The 21634-nt window shown below is 71.4% G+C and carries 23 protein-coding genes and 1 pseudogene; 15 read left to right on the forward strand and 9 right to left on the reverse strand.

What is annotated here, in order from left to right; genetic code table 11:
• Position 1 precedes the first annotated feature (1 nt).
• The 5 genes and pseudogenes from SH922_RS15495 (at position 2) to SH922_RS15515 (ending at position 4035) form a co-directional block, all read left to right on the forward strand.
• Positions 2-1318: a sulfate adenylyltransferase subunit 1 gene (locus SH922_RS15495; protein ID WP_393058542.1), complete on the forward strand. Its 1317-nt coding sequence runs from the start codon at positions 2-4 to the stop codon at positions 1316-1318.
• A gap of 11 nt (positions 1319-1329) precedes the next feature.
• Positions 1330-1509: pseudogene (locus tag SH922_RS15500) on the forward strand (sulfate ABC transporter substrate-binding protein); the annotation flags it as partial.
• Positions 1510-1542: 33 nt separating this feature from the next.
• Positions 1543-2343: an ABC transporter ATP-binding protein gene (locus tag SH922_RS15505; protein ID WP_393058543.1), complete on the forward strand. Its 801-nt coding sequence runs from the start codon at positions 1543-1545 to the stop codon at positions 2341-2343.
• Positions 2330-3250 carry an ABC transporter permease gene (locus SH922_RS15510; protein ID WP_393058544.1) on the forward strand — a complete coding sequence of 307 codons (921 nt, stop codon included), beginning with the start codon at positions 2330-2332 and terminating at the stop codon, positions 3248-3250. The genes SH922_RS15505 and SH922_RS15510 overlap by 14 nt, the downstream gene beginning before the upstream one ends.
• Positions 3247-4035, forward strand: coding sequence for a sirohydrochlorin chelatase (locus SH922_RS15515; protein ID WP_393058545.1), 789 nt, complete (start codon positions 3247-3249; stop codon positions 4033-4035). Before SH922_RS15510 ends, SH922_RS15515 begins: the two co-directional genes overlap by 4 nt.
• Here SH922_RS15515 and SH922_RS15520 read toward each other — a convergent pair.
• The gene (locus tag SH922_RS15520; protein WP_393058546.1) at positions 4010-4801 is read right to left on the reverse strand and encodes a BTAD domain-containing putative transcriptional regulator; all 792 of its coding nucleotides are present in this window, start codon (positions 4799-4801) and stop codon (positions 4010-4012) included. The two genes, SH922_RS15515 and SH922_RS15520, sit on opposite strands and share 26 nt — an antisense overlap.
• Before the next feature lie 701 nt (positions 4802-5502).
• On the opposite strand from SH922_RS15520, the gene SH922_RS15525 reads away from it, so the two are divergent.
• The 4 genes from SH922_RS15525 (at position 5503) to SH922_RS15540 (ending at position 7682) form a co-directional block, all read left to right on the forward strand.
• Positions 5503-5925, forward strand: a complete 423-nt coding sequence (locus SH922_RS15525; protein WP_393058547.1) for a hypothetical protein — start codon at positions 5503-5505, stop codon at positions 5923-5925.
• Positions 5922-6713, forward strand: a complete 792-nt coding sequence (locus SH922_RS15530; protein WP_393058548.1) for a transcriptional regulator — start codon at positions 5922-5924, stop codon at positions 6711-6713. The genes SH922_RS15525 and SH922_RS15530 overlap by 4 nt, the downstream gene beginning before the upstream one ends.
• A 38-nt stretch (positions 6714-6751) precedes the next feature.
• On the forward strand, positions 6752-7222 hold the full coding sequence (locus SH922_RS15535) for a roadblock/LC7 domain-containing protein (RefSeq protein ID WP_393058549.1): 471 nt from the start codon (positions 6752-6754) through the stop codon (positions 7220-7222).
• A gap of 85 nt (positions 7223-7307) precedes the next feature.
• Positions 7308-7682: a hypothetical protein gene (locus SH922_RS15540; RefSeq protein WP_393058550.1), complete on the forward strand. Its 375-nt coding sequence runs from the start codon at positions 7308-7310 to the stop codon at positions 7680-7682.
• Positions 7683-8138: 456 nt separating this feature from the next.
• Here the strand turns inward: SH922_RS15540 and SH922_RS15545 are convergent, their stop codons facing one another.
• The 3 genes from SH922_RS15545 to SH922_RS15555 all read right to left on the reverse strand — a co-directional run bounded on the left by SH922_RS15545 (position 8139) and on the right by SH922_RS15555 (position 10337).
• A complete protein-coding gene (locus SH922_RS15545; RefSeq protein WP_393058551.1) occupies positions 8139-8984 on the reverse strand; it encodes a MurR/RpiR family transcriptional regulator in 846 nt (281 codons plus the stop codon).
• Between the two features lie 149 nt (positions 8985-9133).
• Entirely contained in the window at positions 9134-9817 is a 684-nt protein-coding gene (locus tag SH922_RS15550; protein WP_393058552.1) for a hypothetical protein, read from the reverse strand.
• The gene (locus SH922_RS15555; RefSeq protein ID WP_393058553.1) at positions 9810-10337 is read right to left on the reverse strand and encodes a SigE family RNA polymerase sigma factor; all 528 of its coding nucleotides are present in this window, start codon (positions 10335-10337) and stop codon (positions 9810-9812) included. The genes SH922_RS15550 and SH922_RS15555 overlap by 8 nt, the downstream gene beginning before the upstream one ends.
• A gap of 160 nt (positions 10338-10497) precedes the next feature.
• Between SH922_RS15555 and SH922_RS15560 the strand changes: the two genes are divergently transcribed.
• Positions 10498-10926, forward strand: a complete 429-nt coding sequence (locus tag SH922_RS15560; protein WP_393058554.1) for a hypothetical protein — start codon at positions 10498-10500, stop codon at positions 10924-10926.
• 19 nt (positions 10927-10945) lie between these two features.
• Here the strand turns inward: SH922_RS15560 and SH922_RS15565 are convergent, their stop codons facing one another.
• Positions 10946-11707: an SDR family oxidoreductase gene (locus tag SH922_RS15565; protein WP_393058555.1), complete on the reverse strand. Its 762-nt coding sequence runs from the start codon at positions 11705-11707 to the stop codon at positions 10946-10948.
• 147 nt (positions 11708-11854) lie between these two features.
• Here SH922_RS15565 and SH922_RS15570 point away from each other — a divergent pair, with 147 nt between their 5' ends.
• A complete protein-coding gene (locus SH922_RS15570) occupies positions 11855-12730 on the forward strand; it encodes a helix-turn-helix transcriptional regulator (RefSeq protein ID WP_393058556.1) in 876 nt (291 codons plus the stop codon).
• A 275-nt stretch (positions 12731-13005) separates the two neighbouring features.
• Here SH922_RS15570 and SH922_RS15575 read toward each other — a convergent pair whose 3' ends face one another.
• Complete coding sequence (locus SH922_RS15575; protein ID WP_393058557.1) at positions 13006-14421, reverse strand: cystathionine beta-synthase; 1416 nt, start codon at positions 14419-14421, stop codon at positions 13006-13008.
• Between the two features lie 163 nt (positions 14422-14584).
• Between SH922_RS15575 and SH922_RS15580 the strand changes: the two genes are divergently transcribed.
• The 3 genes from SH922_RS15580 to SH922_RS15590 all read left to right on the forward strand — a co-directional run bounded on the left by SH922_RS15580 (position 14585) and on the right by SH922_RS15590 (position 18371).
• Entirely contained in the window at positions 14585-15640 is a 1056-nt protein-coding gene (locus SH922_RS15580; RefSeq protein WP_393063580.1) for an SGNH/GDSL hydrolase family protein, read from the forward strand.
• Positions 15641-15886: 246 nt separating this feature from the next.
• The gene (locus SH922_RS15585; RefSeq protein WP_393058558.1) at positions 15887-17107 is read left to right on the forward strand and encodes an acetyl-CoA C-acetyltransferase; all 1221 of its coding nucleotides are present in this window, start codon (positions 15887-15889) and stop codon (positions 17105-17107) included.
• A gap of 394 nt (positions 17108-17501) precedes the next feature.
• Complete coding sequence (locus SH922_RS15590; protein ID WP_393058559.1) at positions 17502-18371, forward strand: hypothetical protein; 870 nt, start codon at positions 17502-17504, stop codon at positions 18369-18371.
• Positions 18372-18563: 192 nt separating this feature from the next.
• On the opposite strand, the gene SH922_RS15595 is transcribed toward SH922_RS15590, so the two are convergent.
• Together SH922_RS15595 and SH922_RS15600 are read right to left on the reverse strand one after the other, a co-directional pair.
• Positions 18564-18881, reverse strand: a complete 318-nt coding sequence (locus SH922_RS15595; protein ID WP_393058560.1) for a hypothetical protein — start codon at positions 18879-18881, stop codon at positions 18564-18566.
• A 124-nt stretch (positions 18882-19005) separates the two neighbouring features.
• A complete protein-coding gene (locus tag SH922_RS15600) occupies positions 19006-19893 on the reverse strand; it encodes a Bax inhibitor-1/YccA family protein (protein ID WP_393058561.1) in 888 nt (295 codons plus the stop codon).
• 194 nt (positions 19894-20087) lie between these two features.
• On the opposite strand from SH922_RS15600, the gene SH922_RS15605 reads away from it, so the two are divergent.
• A complete protein-coding gene (locus tag SH922_RS15605) occupies positions 20088-20531 on the forward strand; it encodes a GAP family protein (RefSeq protein ID WP_393058562.1) in 444 nt (147 codons plus the stop codon).
• A gap of 72 nt (positions 20532-20603) precedes the next feature.
• Here SH922_RS15605 and SH922_RS15610 read toward each other — a convergent pair whose 3' ends face one another.
• Positions 20604-21587, reverse strand: a complete 984-nt coding sequence (locus tag SH922_RS15610) for a transcriptional regulator (protein WP_393058563.1) — start codon at positions 21585-21587, stop codon at positions 20604-20606.
• Between the last annotated feature and the right edge of the window lie 47 nt (positions 21588-21634).

Here is a 21634-nt window from a genome sequence, read left to right on the forward strand (position 1 = left end):
AATGACCACACCCACCCAGCTGGCCGACCAGCTGTCGACCACGACCCTGCTGCGCTTCGCCACCGCCGGGTCCGTCGACGACGGCAAGTCCACCCTCGTGGGACGGCTCCTCCACGACTCCAAGTCGGTCCTCACCGACCAGCTGGAAGCCGTCGAGGACGCATCCCGCAAGCGCGGCCAGGACGCGCCGGACCTGGCACTGCTGACCGACGGGCTGCGGGCCGAGCGCGAGCAGGGCATCACCATCGATGTCGCCTACCGCTACTTCGCCACCACCCGGCGCCGGTTCATCCTGGCCGACACCCCGGGCCATGTGCAGTACACCCGCAACATGGTCACCGGCGCCTCCACCGCCGAGCTGGCCGTCGTCCTGGTCGACGCCCGCAACGGGGTCGTCGAGCAGACCCGCCGGCACGCCGCCGTCGCCGCACTGCTGCGCGTCCCGCACGTCGTACTGGCCGTGAACAAAATGGACCTGGTCGACTACGCGGAGCCGGTCTTCGCCGCCATCGCCAAGGAGTTCACCGCCTACGCGGCCTCCCTCGGCGTCCCGGAGATCACCGCGATCCCGATCTCCGCACTGGCCGGTGACAACGTCGTGGAGCCCTCCGCGAACATGGACTGGTACGGCGGCCCGACCGTTCTGGAGCACCTGGAAACAGTCCCGGTCAGCCACGACCTCACCGCCTGCCACGCCCGCTTCCCCGTCCAGTACGTCATCCGGCCGCAGACCGCCGAGCACCCCGACTACCGCGGCTACGCCGGCCAGATCGCCGCCGGAGTGTTCCGCGTCGGCGAACCCGTCACCGTCCTGCCCTCCGGCCGCACCTCCACCATCGCCGGGATCGACCTGCTCGGCGACAGCGTGGACATCGCCTGGGCACCCCAGTCGGTCACGCTCCGCCTGACCGACGACATCGACGTGTCACGCGGCGACCTGATAGCCCCGGCCGGCGACGCACCCGCCATCACCCAGGACGTCGAGGCAACCGTCTGCCACGTCGCGGACCAGCCACTCACCGTGGGCCAGCGGGTACTGCTCAAGCACACCACCCGCACCGTCAAGGCGATCGTCAAGGACATCCCCTCCCGGCTCACCCTCGACGACCTCTCCCAGCACCCCGCCCCCGGACAACTCATCGCCAACGACATCGGCCGCGTCGTCGTCCGCACCGCGGAACCCCTCGCACTCGACGCCTACGCCGACTCCCGCCGCACCGGCTCCTTCCTCCTCATCGACCCGGCCGACGGCACCACACTCACCGCCGGCATGGCGGGCACCTCCTTCGCCACCGGGGAAGAGGAAGCCCGGTCGTGACCCGTGACGGCGTGACCGTGCTCGACGACCCCCTCGCCGCCACACTTCGGACCCAGACCGAGCGCGCGGTGCGGGCCGGGATGATCGAGAGCCCGGACCTGAAGGGAATCTACGACCTGCGACCGCTGAACAGGGTCCTGCGCGCCCAGGGTCTCCACCCCGTCGACGACACAGGGCTCGGCGTCGAGTAACTCCCCTTCCGCAGCTCGTACGGAGATGCCCTCATGATCACTGCTCTGCCCACGTCCACCGCCCCCGGCGGCAGCACCGAGACCACCGCCTACGCGGCCCGCCTGTCCCTCGTCTCGAAATCCTTCGGCCGCTCCTCCTCTGCGCAGCCGGTGCTCGACAGGGTCTCGCTGGATGTCGCGCCGGGCGAGTTCGTCACGCTGCTCGGGGCCTCCGGCTGCGGGAAGTCGACTCTGCTGAACCTGGTCGCCGGGCTCGACGAACCGACCTCGGGCACCCTGAGCGTTCCGGACGGCCGCCCCGCCCTCATGTTCCAGGAGCACGCGCTCTTCCCCTGGCTCACCGCGGGCAAGAACATCGAACTCGCCCTGAAACTACGCGGGGTGCCGCGCGGCGAGCGACGGGAGAAGGCCGACCGCCTGCTGGCCCTCGTCCGGCTGGACGGGGCGCACGGCAAGCGGGTGCACGAACTGTCCGGCGGGATGCGCCAGCGCGTCGCACTGGCGCGGGCGCTGGCCCAGGAGAGCCGGCTGCTGCTGATGGACGAGCCGTTCGCCGCACTCGACGCCATCACCCGGGACGTGCTGCACGACGAACTGACCCGCATCTGGCGCGAGACGGGCGTCTCGGTCCTCTTCGTCACCCACAACGTGCGCGAGGCGGTGCGCCTCGCCGAACGGGTCGTGCTGCTCACGTCCCGGCCCGGCCGCATCGCCCGCGAGTGGACGGTCGGCATCGAGCACCCGCGCCGCATCGAGGACACCGCCGTGGCGGAACTGTCCGCCGAGATCACCGAACAACTGCGTGGGGAGATCCGCCGCCATGGCCGGCACTGATCGCCCGGGCCCCGGACGGGCCATCGCCCAGGAAAGCGACGGCGCGGACGGACTGGCCCGTCTGGAGGCCGGACTCGACGCGCTGGACACCCGTCCGCGGACGGTGCGCACGCCACTGCGTACCGTCCTGCTGCGCAAGGTGCTTCCGCCGCTCCTGTCCGTCACGCTGGTCCTACTGCTCTGGCAACTGGCCGTCGCCCTCCACCTCAAGGAGACGTACCAGCTTCCCCCGCCGCTCGACGTCTGGGAGGCGCTCGCCAAGGAATGGCGCAGGGGAACCGTCCTCGACGTGGTCTGGCAGAGCGTGACGCGCGGAGGGGTGGGCTTCGCGATCTCGCTCGCCATCGGCACACCGCTCGGACTGCTCGTCGCCCAGACACCGTGGCTGCGGGCGGCGATCGGTCCGATCCTCTCGGGGTTGCAGTCCCTGCCCTCGGTGGCCTGGGTCCCGGCAGCGATCATCTGGTTCGGCCTCAGCAACACCACCATCTACGCCGTGGTCCTGCTCGGTGCCGTCCCGTCCATCGCCAACGGGCTCATCGCCGGAATCGACAGGACACCTCCCCTCTATCTGCGAGCGGGGCAGGTCATCGGAGCACACGGCCTCAGCCGGATCCGTCATGTCCTGCTGCCGGCCGCGCTGCCCGGGTACGTGGCCGGCCTCAAGCAGGGCTGGGCCTTCTCCTGGCGCTCCCTGATGGCCGCCGAACTCATCGCGTCCTCACCCGACCTGGGGGTGGGACTGGGCCAGTTGCTGGAGACCGGCCGGGCCTACCAGGACATGCCCCTGGTGCTCGGTGTCATCGTGCTGATCCTGGGGGTCGGCATCGGTGTGGAACTCCTCGTCTTCTCCCCGGTCGAACGTCATGTGCTGCGCAGCCGTGGACTGTTGGCGAGGTCCGGATGAGCCGGGCGGGTGACGCGCCGCGGCGGTGGCCGGTCGCGCTGGCGGTGATCGCGCACGGCAGCCGCGACCCGCGCCACCGGGCGACGGTGCGCGCACTCGTCCGGCGGGTGCGGGACTTGCGTCCGGGGCTGCGGGTGGCCGCGGGCTTCCTGGACCACTGCCCGCCGGGCGCCGTCCCGACGCTGGAGCGGCTGTACGACGAGGGAGTGCGCTCGGCCGTGGTGCTGCCGCTGCTGATCACTCAGGCCTTCCATGCCGGGACCGACTGCCCCGCCCTGCTGCGGGAGTCCGCGGCCCGCCGCCCGGACCTGTCCCTGCGGCAGTCGCGGGTGCTAGGCCCGCACCCCCTGCTGATCGCGGCTCTGGAGCGTCGCCTCGCGCAGACCGGGGTCACCGCCGGGGACCGTCCGAAGACCGGGATCGTGCTCGCCACCGCGGGCAGCTGCGATCCGGAGGCGAACGCGGATGTCGCAGCAATCGCGCGGGAGTGGCGGCACACCGGTTGGTGCGCCGTGCGGCCCGCGTTCGCCTCCACCGCCCCTCCCGGCACGGCGGATGCCGTCCGCTCCCTGCGTGCGGACGGCATCCGTCAGGTGGTGGTCTCCCCCTGCTTCGTGGCACCCGGAATGCTGGCGGACCGGGTCGCACGCGAGGCGTCTTCGGCGGACCTGCTGGCTCCGGTACTGGGCGATGCCCCGGAGATCGCCGCCCTCGTCCTGCACCGCTACGACGAGGCGCGGGCAGACCGGCCGGCTCGTGCTAGGTCAGCAACGGGTCATGCGTGAGAATGGCCTTCTCGTACTGCCGCAGCGCCGGAGTCGGCTCGATACCGAGGCTCTCCACGAGATTCCTCCGGCAGGCACGGTACACATCGAGTGCGTCACGCTGACGTCCCGTCCGGTAGAGCGCCCGCATGAGCAACATGCAGAACTTCTCGTGGGTGGGGTTCTGTGCGTAGAGCTCCGCCAGCTCGGGAAGAACCTGCGCATGCCTGCCCACTTTGAGCTCCAGCTCGTAGAGGAGTGTCAGGGCCGAATGACGGGACTCCACGCACTTGGCTGTCGCCGCCTGGCAGATCGGGCCTCCGGCCAGCCCTCCGAAAACCGGACCACGCCAACGGGAAAGGGCCCCCCGGAGTATCTCGATTCCGGTTCGCGGATTGAGGGATTCCTCTTTCTCGAGCAAATCCTCGATGGAATCCAGGAAGACGTAGGCATCGATTTCCGAACGGTCGGCCCTGAACAGGTACCCCGAGGGGCTGCTGACCACGCGCGGTCCCGCACCCGCCGGCTCCAGTGCGCCCAGGCTGCGGCGCACCCTGCTCACCTGGGCCTGCAGGGCGTTCTCCACCTTGGCCGGTGGCGTGTTTCCCCAGAGCTCCCGGACCAGAGCCTCGACCGTGACGAGAGCTCCCCCCGACGCGAGCAGCGCGGCCAGCAGCGTCTGCTGCATCACGCCGCTGGGCCGCAGCACGCACTGCCGGCCCTCGTAGACCTCGATGACCCCTAGTACTGAGAAGTACACTGCTCCGCCCCCGTGGATGCCGTGCATGAAAAAAGGTGCCCTGCGACTTCCCCGGGAAGGGGAAGGCGGACACCGTTCAGATCTGCCTCGGACAGTGCTGCATCCGGACAATTACCGATACCTCCGGCAGCCCATACCCGCCAGGGTCTTCTTATACCGATGAGATCCTTACCGTAGAACTGGCGCACCGAATCCCCCATTGATCGAGAACGCTTCTTCAGCCCGTACCCCCCGGACGCCCCACCCTTAGTCCAATTCGAAACAATTAGCCGAGACCAATTCATTCGCCGGGACGAGCGCAAGGCTATCCGAACCTTCGTGCGATACTAATAGGCCATCTCGGCGGGCGTCAATCGGCTCAAGAACTCTGACGCAATTCCGTATACATGGAGTTGCGTTTTAGGGGTTGCGGCCGACCGGCGCGTAATGCCCTCCGCCCGCCCCGCCCGGCACGGGCGCCTCCTGCGCCCCACCTCCCGGAACGCCGCGGCCCAGCCCTCCGCCGCCGCGATCCGGAGGGCGTCCCACCGCCCCGGACCGCGGGAGACCGAGCGGTGGACGGTTGGCCGAATCCACCATCGGCGGTCAGAGACATCCGGCCACTCGCATGCGCCCCCGTACCGTACGCGGCGCATGTACCTATGGAAAATGCCAGAACTCCCACCTGGAGTAAGCACGTTGCGTAATCTCTGGGTCACAGCCGCACGCAGCGTCGGAGGGGAGTCCGCGTGCCCGGAATCGACGAGTGCCTGCTCGACGTCATGAGACTGCCCGGTGCCCGTGGCGCCGCCGTGGTCGACTGGACGAGCGGTCTCGCCCTCGGCACCATCGGCGACTCGCCCAACGGCGATCACGAGGCCACCGCCGCGGAGACGGCGGAGGTGGCACGCATGGCGGCCGAACAGCCCGCCTTCGCGGCCGGCTTACCGGAGGCACCGACCGCCGCGTCCGGTACGGACGTCACGGGAACGCCGCCGCCGGTCGAGGACGTCATCGTCACGACCCGCACCGGCTACCACATCCTCCGGTTCGTCGAGACGGACTTCGACAGCAGCGTCTTCCTCCACCTGTGGCTGGACCGCGCGGAGGGCAATCTGGCCCTGGCCCGGATGCGGCTGGGCGAGATGGCCCAGCGGCTGGTCCTGGCATGAGAACGACCGCCCCCTCGACCGCCCCCGGTCCGGCCGCCGTCCCCTCGCCCATGCTCCAGCGCCTCGCCGCCGAACAGGCCACCGGCGCCCTGATGCGCGACCGCGGCACCCTCTACCTGGCCGACGGCAAGGTGGTGCACGCCGAGAGCCCGGCCACTCCCGGCATCGACGTCCTGCTCACCCGGGGCGGCTCGCTGCACCGCGAGGGATGGTGGGACGCGGTCGCCCAGGCCGGTGCCGGGCAGCGCGTGGGTCGCTACCTCGTGGACAGCGGCAGAGTGCCGGGCGGCGCCCTGGAGCTGTGCCACCTGGGCGCCCTGTACGACGCGGCGTTCTTCGCCCTCGCCCCGACCCGGACCCCGGCCCGCTTCCGCTACGGGGTGGCCCACTGGATCGGCCCGGTCCGCCCCGTCCCCGTGGACGCCGTGCAGCGCGAGACCCTCCGCCGCCGGGAACTGCTGGACCGGATCTGGCCCGAGGCGGTGACCGACAGCGCCCCGCTCGTACGGACCGGCCACCCCTCCGACTCCCCTGTGCCGCCGCGCCAGCGCCGCGTACTGGAGCTCGTGGACGGAGTCCGTACGGCGACGGACATCGCACAGGAACTGGGCAGGTCGGCGTTCCACACCCTGGTCGACCTGCGGCGGCTGGCGGCCGCCGGACTGGTCGCGGCGGTACGGGAGACGGCGGACCCGTCCGCTGCCGGCCGGATCACGCTCCCCGAGGTCACGGCCGACCCCGACGTCGCCCTGTTGCGCCGGCTCCGAGACGCATTGGAGGCCCTGTGATACGCGCGCTCAGACAGCGTGCCGGGAGGAGACAGCTGATGGTGCCCGAGGCCGAAGTGCAGGATGTCCTGGCCGAGCTCCAGCGGTTACGGGCCCGGGTTCCGCTCCTCTCCGGCGCCCTGGCGGCCAGCACGGACGGACTCGTCCTGGCCCACGACACCCCCGGGGTGGAGGCGGAGGGCGTCGCCGCACTGACCGCGGCCGCCCTGGGGGTCTCGATCCGGATGACGGAGGCGACCGGCCGGGGCGGCTTCCGCGAACTGCTCGTACGCGGCGAGACGGGTTACATCGCGACGTACGCCGCCGGCTCATCCGCCGTACTGACCCTGCTCGCCGAGGACCGCATCAACGTCGGCCGGCTCCATCTGGAGGGCCGCAGGTCCGGCTCCCGGATCGGCGAGCTCGTCGACGGGGCCTTGGAGCGCGCCCCACAGCCCGCACCCGGCCCCCGGGCGCCGGTGCCCCGCACCCCGCAGCCGCCCGGCCCCCTGCCGCACCGCACGACATGACCCGCAGGACCCCCCGCACGAGCCCGGCATGACCCAGAAACGGAACCGGTCGCCCCGACCGGTCAGGGAAAGGAAACGAGCACTCATGGCGAACACCGAAGCGTCACTGAAGGAAGCGATGTCGTCCATCGAGGGCACCACCGGTGTCGCCCTCGTCGACTACACGAGCGGCATGGCGCTGGGCACCCTCGGCGGAGGCAAGGACTTCAACCTGGAGGTCGCGGCCGCGGGCAACACCGACGTCGTACGGGCCAAGCTCCGCACCATGGAACACCTCGGCATCCAGGACGAGATCGAGGACATCCTGATCACCCTGGGCACCCAGTACCACCTGATCCGGCTGCTCAAGACCCGGGGGAACAACGGCCTGTTCCTCTACCTGGTGCTGGACTCCAGCCGGGCCAACCTGGCCATGGCCCGGCACCAGCTGAAGAAGATCGAGGCCGACCTGGACATCTGACCCCGAGCCGGCGGGAGCGCCGCGCCCCGGTCCTTGGTGCGGGGTTCCGTCCTCAATCGCCGGACGGGCTTGGGTGCGGGTTGCCCCGCGGGGGTGCGCCTGCCCGGTGGGTGGGGGTGGGGCCCCTCCGGGGCGTCTCCTCAGAAATGGCGTGTGCACCCGGTGACGCGGGGGACCCGGGTCGTACGCCATTTCCTGCGGGGACTCCCCTGCACGGCCCCACCCGGCCTCGCCCGCGTCTGCACACCGGCCCTGCGACTGCCGCAGACGCGAGGCGGCCGGGTCCGGGGCCGTGCAGGGGAGTCCCCGCAGGACGACGAACAGATACCCGGGTCACGCCGCGTACCCGCGGAACGTTCGTCGTTTGAGGAGACGCCCCGGAGGGGCCCCGGACCCCCCCCACCACGAGGGACCGCGCCGCCCCGCGGGCAACCCGCACCCCGGACACGAGACGGCTCACTCGACGAACAGGCCCCGCGCCGCCGCCCGTGCGTCGAACTCCTCCAGCCTGGCCTGTGCGTCGGGCAGGTCGTCGCACATGGCCTCCAGCAGCACCCGCCCGAGCAGCATGGGCGCACAGGCGGTGTCGAAGGCGAGCCCCGTTCCGACGGCGGCGGGGATCAGCAGATCGCTGTGCGCAGCCACCGGGGCGAAGGCGGAGTCCGCGACCGACACCACGGCAAGACCCTGCTCCCGTGCGTAGGCGAGGGCGTCCACGGCCTCGCGGGGGTGGCGGGGCAGCGCAAAGCAGATCAGCGCACTGGCACCGGCCCGCCGGGCCGTGTCGATCCGGTCGTGCAGCATGCTGCCGCCCTCGTCGAGCACCCGGACGTCGGGGTGCACCTTGGCGGCGAAGTAACCGAACCCCCGGGCCTGGGAGGAAGCGGCACGCAGCCCGAGCACGAGCAGCGGGCGCGAGGCGGCGAGCAGCTTTCCGGCCCGTTCGACCGGCCCCGGATCGGCGAGCAGTTCGGCGAGGTGGCGCAGATTCTCGATCTCGCCGAGCACTGCCTGCTGGTACTCGTTGTACGTGTCCTCCCCGCCGCCCTCGACGGCTCCGGCCGGGGCGACCTCGCGCAGGTGCCTGCGCAGCGCGGGATAGCCGTCGAACCCGAGGGCGACGGCGAACCGGGTGACGGAGGGCTGGCTGACCCCGGCCAGTTCGGCCAGTTCGACGCTGGAGAGGAACGGGGCGTCGCCGGCCCTGCGCACCATCGAGTGCGCGATGCGCCGCTGCGTGGGCGTGAGCCTGCGCCCCTCGAACAGCAGCTGCAGACGTGCGGCCGGGCTGCTCACGCTCATCCTGTCCCCTCGGTAGATCCGTCGCGCCGGGATCCGGCACCGACGAATCCATTCAGCCAGCAAGCCGTCTGCATGTCCATATGCAGACGGCTTGCCGGCGGCTCGTGCCCGCTCCGCCAGGGCAGCAGGGTGCGGATCGGACGGATCCCTCAGCGGGCGGCCCTGCCGTCCAGGACCTCGATGACCGACACCCAGGAATTCCAGCGCCGGACGGTGACCCGCATGGTGCGACCGTCCTTCACCGTGCCGGACCACGCGCTGCTGCCCGTCTCCCCTTCGTCCACGGTCGGTGGCGCGGACGTCAGACCGCACGCCGTCATCGCACCGCGCAGCCGCGTCAGCTGTTCGCGCGCGGTGGCTGCGTCGTCGTACGTGATGAGGCGGTGCTGGGCCAGGGCGTCGTCGCGGCCCTGGTACTGCAGGCTGTACCGCTTCTGATCGGGCTCGTCCGTGGTGGCGAACGAACCGGGGCATGCCTGGTCGAGACCCACCTGCGGCAGCGGGCCGCCCTGCGGTCCGGCGTCGGTCGGCAGACCCTCGTTCGCCTTCCAGTGCCACTGCGCGTACCCGGGCAGTTCGTCCGGCTCCCTCATCCGGACCACCCCATCCGTCAGGAAGGGATTCTGCGGAGCAACGGCGACCGTGCCGTGCCCCGTCTCCGGGGACTCCGGCAGAACGACGGCGCACACTCCGGCAGTCACCAGTACGGCCGCCCCCGCCATCGCCCGGACCGCACGGCGGCGGGTCCGCCTCCGCCGGCCCTGCGTGCGGATCTCCTCGGCGGCGGGCAGCCGCACCGCGACGCCCTCCAGCAGTTCCTCCACATCAGCCATGGCGGACACTCCCCTCCCGCTCGGCACCGAGCATCGTGTCGGCGAGCCGTTCGCCGAGAATCCTGCGGGCCCGGTGGAGCCGGGTCCGTACCGCACCGCTCGACATGCCCGTCTCCCGGGCCACTTCCTCCACCGGGAGGTCCAGCAGATGGTGCAGAACCACGGCCTGCCGCTGGTCACCGCTCAGCTTCCGCAGCGCCTCGACCAGCGCCACCCGGTCCTCCGAGAGCCCCGGCACATCGGTGGCCGCGCCGTGCCGGAAGTGCGCCCGCACCCGGTTGCGCGTCCTGCGCCAGGTACTGATCCCCAGTCGTACGGCCACCGTCCGCACCCAGGGCAGCGGGTCGCCCCCCGCGGTCACCTTGTCCCACCGCTGCCACGCCCGCACGAACGCCTCCTGCACCGCGTCCTCAGCCTCACCCAGGTCCCCCGTCACGGCATAGACCGTCGCGATCAGGCGCTTGGCGGTCGCCGCATAGAACGCGTCGAACGCGTCCGCATCCTCGGATCCTGCTGTCATTGGCCCCCGTCCGTCCCTTCGCGTACCACGAGAACTGCTTCTTCCCTATACACGCGTCGGCGGGGCCGGATGTTACGCACCACTTTCCGGGCCGGCCCGGTGGGAAACAGGGGGGTTAGCCCCACTGACCCCGGGCGTCCCCGCTTCGTACCGTGGAACCATGGACGCACCCGACACCGAGCTCAAGAAGGAGCTCAAGGCCACCCTGCAGGCGCGCAGCGAGCTGGGGGCCGAGTACGAGTCCGCGCTCGTCGAGTCGTTTCTGGAGAAGGTCGAGCAGCGGCTCGACGGCACGCTCGACCGCCGGGTCCGGCGGCATCTCGCGGAGCAGCAGATCGTCGTCGCCCGAGGGGCGCGCGCTCCGGAGCCTCAGCTGGGGCACTTCGGTGAGCGCTACGGGTTCGGGATCATCTCGCTGGTCCTGGCGATCCCGCTGTCCGCCATCGGTGTCGCGAACGCGGGCATCGAGGGGCTCGTCGTGGCCTGGCTCGGCATCGTCGGCGTCAACGCCTTCCAGGCGGCCCACGGCGGACGGCTGTTCAGGCGCCGGGAGAAGGAGCGGCGGCCGGCGTCCGACTGGGAGGACTGAGCGGGCGGACCGGCGGGCACTACGCCTGACGGGTCGGCAGGACCACCAGCTGGCGCAGGTTGATGTGGCGTGCCCGGCTGGTCGTGTAGGCGATCAGGTCGGCGATCTCGTCGCTCGACAGTCCGCCGAGCGCGTCGAACATGCCGTCGAGCTGGCCACTGAGTTCCGCGTTGTCGACGTGTCCGGCCAGTTCGGAGTCGGTGAGGCCGGGCTCGATGTTCGTGACGCGGACGTCCCGCGGCCCGAGTTCGGTGCGCAGCGAGGCCGACAGGTAGGTGAGCGCGGCCTTCGTGGCGCCGTACACCGCGTAGTTGGGGAACGTGATGTGCGCACCGATCGACGAGATGTTGACCAGGTCGGCGGTGCGGCCCTCGGCCGCGGCCGCCACCAGGTCGGCCGTGAAGGCCCGGATGATGCGCAGGACGCCCGTCACGTTGGTGTCGATCATCCGCTGCCACTCGTCGGCGCGGCCCGCGTCGACCGGGTTCGGCAGCATCACACCGGCCGCGTTGACCACCAGGTCCACCCGGCCGAACTCCGCGTGCACCCGCTCGGCGGCGGCGTCCACGGAGGCCTGGTCGGTGACGTCGGCGGCCACGGCGAGCGCCTGGCCGCCCTCGGCGGTGATCTTGGCGGCGAGCTCCTCCAGCCGCTCCGCGCGGCGGGCCAGCAGCGCCACCCGGACCCCCTGGGCGGCGAGCAGCCGCGCGGTCGCGTTCCCCATGCCGCTGGCGGCTCCGGTGATGACGGCGGTGCGGCCTGCGAGCGTTGCGTACGACATTCCGTACTCCTTGAGGTGATGCCGCCGGGGCGTCTCCCCGGCCTGGTCCCCACTCTGTGACGGCGCGCGCCGGCTACCCAGGGCTGCGTCTTTCCTGGGTCCGCCAGTACCAGGCTGGGAGACGGCCGGTCTTCTACGATCGGCGGCATGGACGGCGACCTCGGAGACTTCCTCCGCTCACGACGTGCCCGCATCCAGCCAGGGGACGTGGGGCTGAACTCCTACGGCAGAAGGCGCGTCCCCGGGCTGCGGCGCGAGGAGGTGGCCCAGCTCGCCGGGGTGAGCGTCGACTACTACATCCGGCTGGAGCAGGGACGCGGCCCCAGCGTCTCGGACGCCGTGCTCGACGCGATAGCCCGGGTGCTCCGGCTGGACGGGACGGAGCACACCTACCTGCGCACGGTGGCCCGCCCGGGGCCACGCACGGCGACGCCGGCCGCCAGGCAGCGGGTACGGCCGGGGCTGCGGCTGCTGCTGGACACCCTCGACCGGGCGCCCGCCTTCCTCCTGGGCCGCCGGATGGACGTCCTGGCGTGGAACGCGCTCGGTAACGCGGTCGTCGGCTTCTCCCGGATGCCCGCCGCCGCACGCAACATGCCGCGCCAGACGTTCCTCGAACCGGCGGCACGAGAGCTGTACCCGGACTGGCCGGCCGTCGCGGCGGAGACGGTCGCGTATCTGCGACTGGACGCGGGACTTCACCCCGACGACAGGCAGCTCGCCACCCTGGTCGGCGAGTTGTCGATGAAGAGCGAGGACTTCCGCCGGCTGTGGGCGGACCACCAGGTGAAGGCGAAGACGTACGGCGTGAAGCGGATCGACCACCCGGTCGTGGGCGCGCTGACGCTGCCTTACGAGACGCTCGGCGTGCCCGGCGACCCCGACCAGTCCCTGGTGGTCTACACCCCGGAGCCCGGTTCGGAGACGGCTGAACGCATCGCGCTGCTGGCGAGCTGGGCGGCCGCGCCGCAGGCGCACGACGGGGAGGAGAACGCCGGGGACGCGAGTGGTCTCCGCGCATAGATGTGTCGCGGGGACCGCCGCACCCCCGGTTTCCCAGGGGGCGGGACGACGGCGGTCCCCGCGAAGGACGCGTTCCGGGTCAGGGCCGGTCTCGCATCCGGGCGACGGTGGAGGTCCGGGAGCCGCTCCGTAGTCCGTGTCGCCGTATCGGTGCCGGCGGGTTTCCCTGCCGACACCCACTAATCTGCCCGAGCCGTGTTAAGCCGGTGCTGCGGCCACGTGTCGCGCTCGTACCGTTTTCACGAAGCCCGCGTTCCGGTCGGGCCCGGGCACCCCTACGGCTTGGCGGTGGTGGAGGCCGTCGCGTCCTTGGCGAGGAACGCCAGCAGGTCCTGCCGGCTGACCACGCCCTTCGGCTTGCCCTCCACCAGCACGATCGCCGCGTCCGCCGCGCCCGTACCGCCGAGCACCGCCATCAGCTCCTCGACCGCCTCGCCGGAGCCGACCTGCGGCAGCGGCGGCGACATGTGCTTCTCCAGCGGGTCGGTGAGCGAGGCCTGCTGGGCGAAGAGAGCGTTCAGCAGCTCCCGCTCGACGACCGAGCCGATGACCTCGGCCGCCATCACGTCCGGGTGACCGGCGCCGGGCTTCACGATCGGCATCTGCGAGACGCCGTACTCGCGCAGCACGTCGATCGCCTCGCCGACGGTCTCCTCCGGGTGCATGTGGACGAGCGTCGGGATCGGGCCCGCCTTGTAGTCGAGGACGTCGGCGACACGGGCGGACGGGCCGGTGTCCTCCAGGAAGCCGTAGTCGGCCATCCATTCGTCGTTGAAGATTTTGCTCAGGTAGCCGCGGCCGCTGTCCGGCAGCAGCACGACGACCACGTCGTCGGGCCCGAGCCGCTTCGCGACCTCCAGGGCGCCGACGACCGCCATGCCGCAGGAGCCACCGACCAGCAGGCCCTCCTCCTTGGCGAGGCGGCGGGTCATCTGGAAGGAGTCCTTGTCGGACACGGCGACGATCTCGTCGGTGACCGTCCGGTCGTACGCCGAAGGCCAGAAGTCCTCGCCGACGCCCTCGACCAGATACGGCCGCCCGGAGCCGCCGGAGTAGACCGAGCCCTCCGGGTCCGCTCCGATGACCTTGACGGCGCCGCCGCTGGCCTCCTTCAGATAGCGGCCGGTGCCGCTGATCGTGCCGCCGGTGCCGACCCCCGCCACGAAGTGGGTGATCTTCCCCTCCGTCTGCTCCCACAGCTCGGGACCGGTGGTCTCGTAGTGGGAGCGCGGGTTGTTCGGGTTGGAGTACTGGTCGGGCTTCCAGGCTCCGGGCGTCTCACGGACCAGCCGGTCGGAGACGTTGTAGTACGAGTCCGGGTGCTCGGGGTCGACCGCCGTCGGACAGACGACGACCTCGGCTCCGTAGGCGCGCAGCACATTGATCTTGTCCGTGGACACCTTGTCCGGGCAGACGAAGATGCACTTGTAGCCCTTCTGCTGCGCGACGATCGCCAGGCCGACGCCCGTGTTGCCGCTCGTCGGCTCGACGATCGTGCCGCCGGGCTTCAGCTCGCCGCTCTGTTCGGCGGCCTCGATCATGCGCAGGGCGATCCGGTCCTTGACCGATCCGCCGGGGTTGAAGTACTCGACCTTGGCCAGGACCGTCGCCTGGATTCCTGCCGTGACACTGCGCAGCCTCACCAGCGGGGTATTGCCTACGAGGCTGATCATCGAATCGTGGAATTGCACCGTGTACTCCGGGGTCTCCGAGATGGTGCCGCAAGAGTATGCGTACGGGCACGAGATTGGGCGAAGCGATTGAACAAAGGCCACTTGGGGGCAGTTAGCTCTGTGTACGACGGTGAGGCTGCAGGGCAACAAGGAGGTGGACCGGACTGTGTCGAGGGCAAGGGTGGCACGGCGGATCGCGGCGGGCGCGGCCTACGGCGGTGGCAGCGTCGGGCTGCTGGGCGCCGCGGCAGTGGGCGTCCTGCTGGCGGAGGTCCAGCTGGCGAAGCGGCAGGTGGGAGGCGGCACCGCACCGGTGCCGCCGAGCGCGGACGGGCGGTACGGGGTGGCGTTCGCCGGCCCTGCGGACCCGCTGCGGTTCGGGCTGCTCGGGGACTCCACGGCGGCCGGGCAGGGGGTGCGCCGGGCCGGGCACACCCCGGGGGCGCTGCTCGCCTCGGGGCTGGCGGCGGTGTCGGAGCGGCCGGTGGACCTGCGCAACGTCGCGCAGCCGGGCGCCCGGTCGGACGATCTGGAGCGGCAGGTCTCGCTGCTGCTCGCGGACCCGTCCCGGGTGCCGGACGTCTGCGTGATCATGATCGGCGCGAACGACGTGACGCACCGGATGCCCGCCACCCAGTCGGTGCGCTGTCTGACGACGGCGGTGCGCAGGCTGCGTACGGCGGGGGCCGAGGTCGTCGTGGGCACCTGCCCGGACCTGGGCACGATCGAGCCGGTCTACCAGCCGCTGCGGTGGCTGGCCCGGCGGGTGAGCCGGCAGCTGGCGGCGGCCCAGACGATCGGTTCGGTGGAGCAGGGCGGGCGCACGGTCTCGCTGGGCGACCTGCTGGGCCCGGAGTTCGAGGCGAACCCGCGGGAGCTGTTCGGCCCGGACAACTACCACCCGTCGGCGGAGGGCTACGCGACGGCGGCGATGGCGCTCCTTCCGACGCTCTGCGCGGTGCTCGGACTGTGGCCGGAGACCGACCGGCTGGACGGGGCCCGGCGCGAGGACATGCTGCCGGTGGCCAAGGCGGCCTCCCAGGCGGCCAGGGAGGCCGGTACGGAGGTCACCGGGGCCCGGGCGCCCTGGGCGCTCCTCAAGCACCGCAGGCGGCGGCGTCTGCCCGCGGCCACGGAGCCGCACCCGCATCCGGAGATGCACGGGGAAGCGGGCGGCTCCACCCGGGTGGAGCCGCGTCCGGGCACCGACACGGACAAGTCGTCCCGGCATGCCTGAGGGCCCCGCGGGGGCTCCGCGACAGCGAGGCGCGGAGGCTCCGCGACAGCGAGGCGCGGGCGCCGCGACGGCGGGGAGCGGCCCCCGCGCCGGAGGCGGGAACCCGGCCCCGCCTCCGGCGAACTGAGCGGTTGCTTAGAAAAGAGGCCCGCATCACACGCCCGGTCAGGTGACCTCAGCAGTACGTCCGGGTAACTTCCAGAGCAGTCCTGCCAGACAGCCTTCCAGCCCTCATGGAGCCGCGTGATGCCCGAAGCCGTGATCGTCTCTGCTGCCCGTTCGCCCATCGGCCGGGCCTTCAAGGGTTCGCTGAAGGACCTGCGCTCGGACGACCTGACCGCCACGATCATCCAGACCGCCCTCGCCAAGGTCCCCGAGCTGGACCCGAGGGACATCGACGACCTGATGCTCGGCTGCGGCCTCCCCGGCGGCGAGCAGGGCAACAACCTGGGCCGCATCATCGCCGTACAGATGGGGATGGACCACCTTCCCGGCTGTACGGTCACGCGCTACTGCTCGTCCTCCCTGCAGACGAGCCGCATGGCGCTGCACGCCATCAAGGCGGGCGAGGGCGACGTCTTCATCTCCGCCGGTGTCGAGATGGTGTCCCGCTTCGCGAAGGGCAACTCCGACAGCTGGCCGGACACCCACAACCCGCTCTTCGCCGACGCCGAGGCCCGCACCGAGGCCCGCGCCGCGGAGTCCGGTGCGAGCTGGCACGACCCGCGTGAGGACGGCCTGGTCCCGGACGCGTACATCGCGATGGGCCAGACGGCGGAGAACCTGGCCCGGATCAAGGGCGTCACCCGTCAGGACATGGACGAGTTCGGTGTCCGCTCGCAGAACCTCGCCGAGGAAGCCCTGAAGAACGGCTTCTGGGAGCGCGAGATCACCCCGGTGACGACCCCGGACGGCACGGTGGTCTCCAAGGACGACGGCCCGCGTGCGGGCGTCTCCCTGGAGGGCGTGCAGGGCCTGAAGCCGGTCTTCCGCCCCGACGGTCTGGTCACGGCCGCCAACTGCTGCCCGCTCAACGACGGTGCCGCGGCGCTCGTGATCATGTCCGACACCAAGGCGCGCGAGCTGGGCCTGACCCCGCTCGCGCGGATCGTCTCCACCGGCGTCTCGGGCCTCTCCCCCGAGATCATGGGCTACGGACCGGTCGAGGCGAGCAAGCAGGCGCTCAAGCGGGCCGGGCTGACGATCGACGACATCGACCTGGCCGAGATCAACGAGGCGTTCGCCGCCCAGGTGATCCCGTCCTACCGCGACCTGGGTCTGCCGCTGGACAAGGTCAACGTCAACGGCGGCGCCATCGCCGTCGGGCACCCCTTCGGCATGACCGGCGCGCGGATCACCGGCACGCTGATCAACAGCCTGCAGTTCCACGACAAGCAGTTCGGCCTGGAGACCATGTGCGTGGGCGGCGGCCAGGGCATGGCGATGGTCATCGAGCGCCTGAGCTGAGCTGAGCCGCAGGGCACGAGCGGCTGAACCGAGCCGAATCGCCGCGGGGGCGGGCCGGGCCAGGTCGGCGCCCCGGCCCGCCCCCGCAACCGCCACTTTTTCGTGACGCTCCGGATCCACCGGATCACCGGCCATCGGCGCCCGCCGGGCCCACACCGCCCTGCGGGCCCTTCGGCCGGACGAAGTGGCCGGTTCCGAGCCCCGACCGTGACCGAATCTCCCCCAGGATGTGACCTATCTCCTGGGGGAGAGTCATTCCCGCAGGTCACACCGGCATCAGGGTTAAACCCCAGGCCCAAAGACCTGTCCAATTCGTGACGTAATGCACTGACACATGGTGTCGGTACAGGACAAGCTGATGTAGGAAGTCGGGGGATCGATTGAAACCGGGAGTATGTCAGTGAGCGCCATGCCTCTTGCCCTGTTGCTGACCACCGCCGCTGCCACGGCCGTGGGCACCGCCGCTCTGCACGCCGCTCACGGGCTGCGTCAGCAGGTATCCGCCCTGCGCAGAGAGCTGGCCGACGGCCGCGCCCGCAGTGCTGCCGTACCCGCTCAGAGCCGTAACGAAGCCACCCCTGCCGCAGAAATACGCGCGGCGGTCGCCGAGGCGCTGGCCGAGGAGCGCGAGCGCGAGCTCGCCGAGGCCCGTGCCTTCTGGGCCACGCAGGAGGCGCGCGACGCCGCCGACGCCCCGTCGCTGCTGGGCGGTCTGGCCGGGCTGGGCGAGGACGCCCCGTTCTTCGTCCCGCGCCAGAGCGACTTCGCCGGTCTGGAGTCGATGGACCTCGACGCCACCGAGGCGTTCGAGGAACTGACGGAACTGGCCGAGCTGACGGAACTGGCCGACATGGCCGAGCTCCCGGAGACGGCCGAGTTCGCCGAGGACTCCCCCGAGCTGGCCGCTGCGCGGCGCCGCCACCCCTCGCACCCGGACTTCGTGCCGGTGCAGACTCCCGTCGTCACCGATCACGAGCGCACGGTGAACCGCCTGGAGGAGCTGGCCGACAGCCGGACGGAGCTCTCCGACGTGCGCCCCGGCCCGCTCGGCACGCTCGACGTGTACGTCTTCGCGGACGGCACCACGCTCTGTATGACCCCCGGCCACCGCGAGACGGCCGAGCAGCTGGCCGCGTCGCTGCGGGCCGGCGAGCACCCTGTGCTCCTGGGCGGTTCCGGTGTCTCCGGCGCGTACGCGCTGACGTTCTCGTGCGGCAAGGACAACGTCTACATACTGGCCGACCGCGTCATCGCGAGCTTCTAGCCCGCGGACCGGTCTCCGGCCCCACCCCAGGTACAGCGGCCCTCGCCGGCCGCTGCCGCAGGACAGCGCGCGCGGTCACCGGGCGCGCACCACCCGAGCGAGTTCTCGCGCCCTTCCATGCGAACGCCGGCCCGCACCCCTCCTGGCGTACGCCCGCACGCACCACTTACGCGAAACGCCCGCACGCACCGCCTACGCGAACGCCCGCACGGCCGCTTCCTCGACGAACTGCACGGCCTCGTCCAGCTCCACGGACGGGGCCATTTCCAGTGCCACGGCCAGATCCCGCCCGGCGACGGCGAGCTGGTCGCCGATGGCGAAGATCCCGGCGTCCGGCATGATCCGCAACTCCCGCCCCGGCGCCTCGACGCGCTGGGCCCGCACCGCCAGTTCCCTGGCCACGGCCAGCCCCTCGGCCGCCGCTCCCCGCTGCAGCCTGCTCTGCGGGGCGGCGCGCAGCCGGTCGGCGAATCGGTCCACGGCGGTGATCAGGGGCGTCGTATCAAGCACCCCGCGACCCTACGCGCCCCTCCCGGACGGTTGCCAACGGGCCGAGGCGAACGAGAAACGGGCCGCAGGCTCCGTCGTTCCGGAGCCTGCGGGCCGTTCCCGCGATCAGGTGTCGGCGTGGTGACTAGTCGTCGCCGCTGAGGATGGAGAGCAGGCGCAGCATCTCCAGGTAGATCCACACCAGGGTCATGGTGAGGCCGAAGGCCGCCAGCCAGGACTCCTCGCGCGGAGCGCCGTACGCGATGCCGTCCTCGACCTGCTTGAAGTCAAGGGCCAGGAAGCACGCGCCGAGGATGATGCCGATGACACCGAAGAGGATGCCGAGGCCGCCGCTGCGGAAGCCCAGACCGTCCCCGCCACCGAACGCGGCGAACAGCAGGTTGACCATCATCAGGAGCATGAAGCCCATGGCGGCGGCCATCACGAAGCCGTAGAACCGGCGGGTGACGCGGATCCAGCGCATCTTGTACGCGAGCAGCACACCGGCGAAGACACACATGGTGCCCATCACCGCCTGCATCACGACGCCCGGTCCGATGTAGGTGCTGACCGCGCTGGAGATGACCCCGAGGAACACGCCCTCGAAGGCCGCGTACGAGATGATCAGCGCGGGGACGGGCTTGCGCTTGAAGGACTGGACGAGCGACAGCACGAAGGCGATGATCGCGGCGCCGATCGCGATGCCGTACGACTTGCCCAGGTTGGCCTCGTCGACCGGCAGCAGGGCCCAGGCGGCCGCGGCGCCGAGCACGACCGTGCCCAGCGTCAGCGCCGTGCGGGTGACGACGTCGTCGATCGTCATCGCACCGGAGCGCGCCGGCGCCTGCGGGGCGCCGTACTGGGTGTCCTGCTGGGCGTAGGGGTTGGTGGCGTACGGGTTCGGGGCGGTGCCCTGTGCGTACGGGTTGGCACCCGCTACGGGGGCCCCGGCCTGCGGTGACGCGTTGAAGCCCGCGTGACCGTTGTCGCGGCTGAAGCCCCGTCGCGAGAAGACCGGGTTGCTGCTCCTCATCTCACTCCTCCATGGCCACCCAGCGTGGCCTTCCCACAAGAGTAATGGCTAGGCAAAACAATCTCCCTAGTGCCAGGGGAGGATCTTTCCGCGATCGAAACACGGCCCGTCGGAAGACGCCGGAGGCCAGGCGGAGCATTACGTTCCGGAGGAATCCCCGGACCGGCCGGGCACCGGCAGGCAAGGGGCGTCCGTTGCTACTCCAGGCGATCGGGGCCGTGCTTCCCGCGGCACTCGCCGTCGCGCTCAGCCCGTTTCCCGTCATCGCCGTCGTGCTGATCCCGGCCGGTAGGCACGGCCGCCGGGACGGTCCGCTGTTCGCCGCCGGGTGGGTCGCCGGGCTGGCGGCCGTGGCCATGCTGGTCGTGTGGGTGTTCGGCGGCGCCGACGATCCCGACAGCCCCTCTTCCGCGATCGCCGACTGGGGGCGCGTGACCGCCGGGGCCGGACTCGTCGTCCTGGGGGTACGCAAGTGGCGAGCCCGGCCACGCGCCGGCGAGGAGGCTGCGCCCCCGCGCTGGATGGCGTCGCTGGACGACACGTCAGCCGCCCGGTCATCGGGCCTCGGCGCGCTGCTGTCCGGCGCCGACCCGAAGAAATTCGCCCTGACCGCCGCGGCCGCCGCGGCCGCGGTCTAAGCCGACGCCCACAACGCCGACCGCGCGGTGGCCGTGATCGTCTTCGTGCTCCTCGGCGATCAGGTCGCGCGGTCAGATCGCGTGCCGCGCCGCGAGGCGATCGCCGGTCTCGGTGCGCCGGTAGACGACGCGCCGGCCGACTCTCGTACCCACGATCAGGTCGGCGTCGCGCAGGACAGCCAGGTGGCCCCCGATGGTGCCGAGCGACTGGCCGAGGTGGATGGCGAGTTCGGTGCTGGTGGCGGGGCGTTCCAGCTCGTGGAGCAGGGCGGCGCGACCGGCGCCGATCAGCCGTTCCAGGGCGCGGGCGGGTCCCCGCTGCCCCGTGGGGTCAGCGGCGGACCCGCGAGCCGGGTAGACCAGGGCGTACCGGGCGGGTGGCTCCTCGGACAGCCAGGTGCCGGTCGTCACGCAGATCGGCACGAACAGCATTCCGTCCTCGCCGACGACACGGTCCGGGCCGGGCTGGTGGCTGAAGCGGATCGCGTCCGCGCCGACCCAGGCGCTGCGGCGGTTCATCTGCTGCAGGGCGCGGGGCCAGCCGTAGGCGGCCAGCAGCCCTGCCCGGTAGCTGATGTCTCGTTCCAGCAGCGCCCGGCGGCGCGTCCAGTCCGGAAGGACGTGCTCCTCCCACGTGTACCGGAACAGGTCGGCCGTCCGGGCCCCCCAGCCGTGCCCGGTCAGCCACCGCAGGTCGTGCCGCTCCCAGCTGTGTGCCACCGCGGCCTCCAGATCGACGCGCACGGTCTCGTCCCGTGCGGCCGCGACCGGCTTCAGCTCATCGGCGAGGGCGGTGCGCATCCCGCCGGACGGCGGGAGGGTCACGTAGCCGGGCAGGTACTTGGTCGAACAGATCAGCTCGACCAGCCCCTTGGCGAAGGGGTCGGCGTCGAGAACGGCATGGAAGGCGTCGTGGTGGCGGGTGTACCAGGGAGTGAGCCACGGATCGGAGCACGGCTTGGTCAGTACGCTCATCGACCCCAGGGTCTCGGCCAGCGGCGACAGCGCGAACCTGGACCGGGACAGGGCCATCGAGCTGAGCCGCAACAGCACCATCTTTCGCCTCCTGCCGAAACGTTAGCGCGCACCAGGAGGGTCTCCGC

It is taken from the genome of Streptomyces sp. LN549 (genome assembly GCF_043203805.1).
GTDB lineage: Bacteria > Actinomycetota > Actinomycetes > Streptomycetales > Streptomycetaceae > Streptomyces.